This is a genomic window from Cytobacillus oceanisediminis (assembly GCF_003182355.1).
In the GTDB taxonomy this organism is placed as follows: Bacteria; Bacillota; Bacilli; order Bacillales; family Cytobacillaceae; genus Cytobacillus; species Cytobacillus oceanisediminis_A.
In genome coordinates this window covers 170,314-176,313 of the sequence record NZ_QGTW01000014.1, presented here as the reverse complement: position 1 = coordinate 176,313, position 6,000 = coordinate 170,314, and the positions used below count along the sequence as shown (strand labels likewise).

The 6,000-nt window shown below is 38.5% G+C and carries 5 protein-coding genes; 1 reads left to right on the top strand and 4 read right to left on the bottom strand.

From position 1 onward, the window contains the following. Nucleotides 1-608: 608 nt before the first annotated feature. Together DFO73_RS28870 and DFO73_RS22480 are read right to left on the bottom strand one after the other, a co-directional pair. A complete protein-coding gene (locus tag DFO73_RS28870) occupies nucleotides 609-767 on the bottom strand; it encodes a hypothetical protein (RefSeq protein ID WP_181396101.1) in 159 nt (52 codons plus the stop codon). A 94-nt stretch (nucleotides 768-861) separates the two neighbouring features. After that, a complete protein-coding gene (locus tag DFO73_RS22480) occupies nucleotides 862-1,608 on the bottom strand; it encodes a YqjF family protein (protein ID WP_110066930.1) in 747 nt (248 codons plus the stop codon). A gap of 229 nt (nucleotides 1,609-1,837) precedes the next feature. Here DFO73_RS22480 and DFO73_RS22475 point away from each other — a divergent pair, with 229 nt between their 5' ends. Continuing rightward, complete coding sequence (locus tag DFO73_RS22475; protein ID WP_110066929.1) at nucleotides 1,838-3,265, top strand: FMN-binding glutamate synthase family protein; 1,428 nt, start codon at nucleotides 1,838-1,840, stop codon at nucleotides 3,263-3,265. Nucleotides 3,266-3,311: 46 nt separating this feature from the next. On the opposite strand, the gene DFO73_RS22470 is transcribed toward DFO73_RS22475, so the two are convergent. Together DFO73_RS22470 and DFO73_RS22465 are read right to left on the bottom strand one after the other, a co-directional pair. Continuing rightward, the gene (locus tag DFO73_RS22470; RefSeq protein WP_110066943.1) at nucleotides 3,312-4,802 is read right to left on the bottom strand and encodes a spore germination protein; all 1,491 of its coding nucleotides are present in this window, start codon (nucleotides 4,800-4,802) and stop codon (nucleotides 3,312-3,314) included. A 160-nt stretch (nucleotides 4,803-4,962) separates the two neighbouring features. Next, a complete protein-coding gene (locus tag DFO73_RS22465; protein WP_110066928.1) occupies nucleotides 4,963-5,862 on the bottom strand; it encodes a TetR/AcrR family transcriptional regulator in 900 nt (299 codons plus the stop codon). Nucleotides 5,863-6,000 lie beyond the last annotated feature (138 nt).

Sequence of the window (6,000 nt, the reverse complement as noted above, 5' to 3'; positions counted from 1 at the left end):
GAAAACGGTAGTTAATCGAAGAGAATAACGACGAAACTGGCTAAGGTAAGAGGAAAATGGTAGTTAATCGAACAGAATAACGACGAAACTGGCTAGGGTAAGAGGAAAATGGTAGTTAATCGAACAGAATAACGACGAAACTGGCTAGGGTAAGAGGAAAATGGTAGTTAATCGAAGAGAATAACGACGAAACTGGCTAGGGTAAGAGGAAAACGGTAGTTAATCGAATAGAATAACGACGAAACAGACCAAGTTAAGAGAAAACGGTAGTTAATCGAAGAGAATAACGACGAAACTGAGCAAAGTTAGTGGAATATGGGAGTTAATCCAATGTATTAACAACCAGACTGGCCAGAAGCGGAAGAAATTAAATATGATAGTTAAAATAAGTTACAAAACTCCATTTGTTTTTACCAAGCTCCCAGCTATCCTATCGTGGGAGATAGTCTATTCCGGGTGGACTCCCCCCAGTATCACCTGCCACTCACATCTTCCAAAAGCAGTATAATAATAAAGTGAACATGCCTAATTACTTTTATCATGTTAATCCATATTTATAAAAAAGCCGGCATCAATGTAATTAAGCCTTCGATACCAGCTTTCCTTCTTTACATTCGTTCTTCATTATTATTTGTTTTTCTCTCCGTATTCTCTGGTGCGACTTTTGAAAGTTGATCCATTGGCTCCATCATAGATTCAAGAAGGCTGCCTTTTGTTTGTTTTGGTTCCTCAGTATTTCTCGCTTGATTTGAATCAGGGTTATTCACACTTCCACCTCATTTCAGTAAATCATGCCCTTTTGATAGATTGAACAAGATTCTATAAAAATATCCGGAGAAAAAGGAATGTCGAACATTTTTCTCATCTACTGTGAAATTTTCTGATATTCCATATAAGTGCATCAACGCCGCAAGAATAATGAGCGATTGGGTTAGTATTTCTTAGGTTTATATTGAAAGGGGAAACCAGTGAATTAGACTGTATCTCAAATTCCGCCTTTTGGAGCGGCCAGGGAAGATGATGAATTTCACCGCAATAGATATTCGATGTTTTATCTCTACTGTAGAGGCAATATCTTTCTGTCAGCCAGTGATCCAGGGTGCCTTCTTCAGGGAAAAATACATCTGAGATCGGCTTATACAAAGCTTTGAATGAAATATGGCGGTTATTTTCATTGCGTATGCTTTGAAAAGAATAGGTTGTCCCCTTATTTTCAATCGTTACGTTTGATCCATGATATGGCAAACGATACCAATGCCGTGCAATTTTTAAAGAAGCCCAGTTTTTCACATCAATAGATAAAAAGAATATTCCTGGCTTACCGTCATATTGTACATAGGTTCTGACATTTATTTCTGGGAAACTTCTTGTCAAAGGCAATTTTGGCAATGCGCGCGGATAGATGCCATCCATTAAAAATGCGATATATCCTAACCATGCGTAACCTTGAAAATTATCTAATTTTAAGGGGGAGGGAATCAAATTTCTTACAAGTTCGGGTTTTACAGGCCAGTGCAAAAATAGGAAATTTATCCATTTTTGCCTCATAATCCAGTTGTTAGAAGGGACGGGCCAAGGACGGTGAGCGGTGTTATTTAACAAGTGCATTTTTAGACTCCTTATACGACAAACTTTCGCTACTAAATAAAAAAGATCCCGGTTAAATATTCTTCTACTCCTAGTATATTCTTAGGATCCTTATCAATACTGAGAAACCACTGTAAGTTTCTTAGCATATACTCATACTTGATCAAGTGAATTCCCATTTACAGGTTAAATTTTAGTCCTATGGCAATAATGGATTACAAAAGACTATATAGGATTTGGTGAAATTTGCATGTCTGATATTTTACAAATTATTATTTTAAGTATGATTTCATTATTATTCGTCATTTTTTTATTCTTGCTTATTGGCTGGCGCTGGATTATGAAGCGGATTGTTAAGCAAGCTGGGAAAATTATATTTACTGACAGCTATCAGGAAAACTTAATTGAAATAATCCCTGGATTCCGCCATATGGGTGTACAAAATGCACTTGAAAATAACCTTCGTGCTGAAACTGGTGATATTCTTCACAGACCGTTTGGCTCTTCGAAAAAATGGCCTCATTTTGACCAAATTACCTTTATCCCTGTTCAGACATCGCCCTTTCCTATTGATGGTGATGAGGATGTGGAGGTTAAGGTTACCATTGGCCCAAAAGCCAAAAAGCCAATGAAAATTAAAATCCCGCTTATGATCAGTGGAATGGCCTATGGCATAGCCCTGAGTGAACAAGTTAAAGTTGCGCTGGCTACAGCAGCCAAAAATACAGGAACAGCTATTAATTCAGGGGAAGGCGGGATTCTGCCTGAAGAACTCGAAAGTGCAGGAAAGTATATTTTACAGTTTTCAAAAACCGAATGGGGGAAGGAAGAAGAGGTTATCAAACGTGCTGATATGATTGAGCTTAAGCTGGGCCAAGGTGCGATGCAAGGCATGGGCGGGAATATTTCGCCAGAGAATTTGACTGGGCGGGCCAGGGAAATTATGGGTCTTAAAAATAATGAGGTCGCCCATATATTGGAGCATTATTTTGAAAATCAGACCTTAAATGATTTGAAGGAACTGGTGGAAGAACTTCGGAAGCTGTCAGGTGGAGTGCCAATCGGGGCAAAAATAGGAGCCGGCGGAAAAATCGAAGAAGATATTGATAACCTGATAGAAATGGGGGTGGATTTCATTGCTGTTGATGGAGGGCAGGCAGCCACAATGGGAGCGCCACCTCTATTGGCTGACGATTTTGGAATCCCTACCTTGCATGCGGTTGTCCGTGCTGCCAATCATCTTGAAAAAAGAAAAAAGAAGGGGGAAATCAGCTTAATTGTTTCAGGAGGCCTTTTTACACCAGGCCACTTTCTAAAGGTTCTTGCCCTTGGAGCAGATGCTGTCTATCTTGGATCTGTGATACTGTTTACTGTATCCCATCTGCATACCTTAAATTCACTCCCATTCGAACCGCCAACTCAAGCCGTTTGGAACCAAGGAAAATTCAAGGATACTTTTAAAGTCGAAGATGGGGTAAAATCAGCAGAAAAATTTTTAACAGCGAGTACGGAGGAAATTAAAATCGCTTTAAGGGCGATGGGGAAAAAGTCTCTTCAAGAGTTGTCCAAAAAAGATTTAGTATCTTATGATGAGCTGACTGCTAAAATGATTGGAATTCCATTTACTTTTGCACCCTGGGAAGATCAATCAAATAAAAGTGAAAGCGAAAGCAGTTAACCGGACATTATTCAAAATCCTGAATAAGCCTGGCTGTAAGCCAGGCTTATTCATCGATATCTTTTTTTACTTTTTTCGTCTTTTCCTTATGAAATCGATAGGGATTTTGTGTTCTTAAATATACGGGCCGAAGTGGATTAAATGGAAATCTGACAAAGGAATCCTTCAAGTCCCGGTACCTTGGCGGATAAAATGGCTCTAAAAAGGGCCTGCCAAGAGAGGTTAGCCTAATCATATGGGTTAATAATAAGCATGAGCAAAATAATACACCCACTAACCCCCAGAGATTTGCAAAAAATAAAAAGGGGAATCTTAATAGCCGGATGGTATTGTTCATTTTATAGACAGGTGTAGCAAATGCAGCCAGTGCTGCTAATGCAATGAAAATAAGAAGGACATTACTGGTTAGGCCAGCTTCAACGGATGCAGTCCCAATCACAATCCCTCCAACGATACCGATTGTCTGGCCAACCTTGGTTGGCAATCTTGCTCCAGCCTCCCTAAGAAGTTCAATAACCAATTCCAGCAATAAGGCTTCATAAAATGGCGGAAGTGGGATATGCTGTCTCGAGGAAACGAGTGTTCCCAGTAAATCAGTAGGAATCATTTCTTGATGGTAAGTAAGCGTTGCTACATAAATGGGTGTAATCTGGATGGAAAAGATTACAGCAAACGCTCGTAGTATCCTTATAAAAGATGCCACGATCCAATTAAGAAAATAATCTTCAAAGGAACTGAAAAATTCCGCAAAGGTTGTCGGTGTAATTAAGACGTGGGGAGAACCATCTACAACAATTACAACTTTGCCCTCCGCCAGTACAGCTGCAGCTCTGTCCGGCCTTTCTGTATCTAATAATTGTGGAAAAGGAGATTTTGAGTTATCTGAGATGAGCTGGACAATATAGGAACTATCTGTTATTTCATCAAAGTCAACATTCTCGAGACGCTCCTTTACCATGTTGACGTTATCCTCGTTTGTTATGCCGGCGATATATAAGACCGCTACTTGAGTTTTGGATATACTGCCTATCGAATATTCTTCAATTGTAAGTTCCGAAATAGGCAGCCTTTTTCTGATTAAATTTAAATTTTGCCCGAATGATTCCACAAAAGCTTCTTTCGGCCCAATAACTGTATGTTCAACTTCTGCATGGCCCAATCCACGGACAAATTCTTTTTGAGCTGCAATGAAGGCAGCTTTTTTTTCTTCGTCGTCAACTAATATCATGACATAGCCATTTAGCAGCTTTTGTTCCGTCCTAGAAAGGTCCTCGCATATCTGGATGTCCGCCGAAGGGAGAAGCTTCTTTAAGTCATCAAGTTTTGAAAATTCACCCAGCAGCAGCCCGGGGAGTATACTCCTGCTAATAATTTGTTGATCAGTAAGTGTAGAGAAAAAAATGAATGAAAAATTTGTGCCCGTTTTTTTATTGCAATAGGCAGCCTTTTTAAAATCATTGGACTTGGAAAAAGAACGTTCCAAATCATCAAGGTCAAAGTCAGTAAAGGCTTTCTTCTTTTTTAATTCTTTTTTCATAAAGAAATCACCGGTTAGTTTGGCATCATCCTTTATTGTTTCCGTTTTTGGAAGGAATATGAATGCATAGCGGAAAAAGGGAAAGATCATATTGGGCAGGGATATGAAGTCTTCCATTTAAGGCATTAAAAAAGCCTACCCATAAAGGAGTAGGCTAAGATTAAACTAGTTCTTCTTCTGTTTGATTAAAAAATGCAGCAGCAAGCTGGTCAAGTGTTTCAAATTCTTTTTCATCTAAAAAGGCAAGGCAGTTGCGCAGAGTTTGGAGAGCACTATCGATTAAAAACTTTCTTGGCTTTTTGGAATGTAGCAGCTCTTCCTGAATAAAGTCCAGTAGTTCAATGCAATGAGATTGTTCCTGCTGCCGAATTGATTTTTTCAGCGTGAATATGGTTTTGCAAAGATTGTGCTTAAATCCCTGGTCCCTATGCTTTAAATGATTAAAGCGGTTGTCTATTAGTTCAGGTTTTAGCAGCTGTTCTCCTGCAGAGCTAACTTCTTCAACAACTTTTGAAATACGATCCACACTATAGCGAATCACATGATTGATGCTGGATGGCTGTTCAAAGAATTTCGTACTGAATTTGACGTTATGATGAAGAATCCCGAGAAACATAACGGCACAATCGAGTAAATATGGTTTCTTTTCTTCTCCAAAGATTTCAATAAACCGCTGGAAAATCCAATGAACCATTCTTAATTGTCCTTCTTTTATAAACTGCATGAGTTCCGGGTCGTGTGAAACAAGCACTTCCTCAAAAAGAGTGACCAAATTATTTGAGCGATTCATATTCATTTGAAACTCAACCTGCATTGTAAAAACCTCTATGCTTGAAGGGTCCTTGCCTATAAGAAGCTGATTTCGCTCATATTCCATTTTTTTATGCAAGGTTTTAAAAATGGAAATAAGCAGTTCATTTTTTGAGGAAAAATAGTTGTAAAAAGTTCCTTTCGATATTCCGGTGTATTCTAAAATATCCTGAATAGATGTAGCTTGGTAGCCTTTATCCAGAAATAATTGATGTGCTTTTTTAATTACAAGCTGTTTCCTGTCATTCATACGTAATCACCTGTCACTTTATTTGAACTGTCGGTATAATCTCATAGTACCTTATTCTAATGATTTATACAAACCCTCTATTTTACAAGGTTTTTTCTTATTGCAATAATTGTACTCATGGTATATTATATGTTTGGT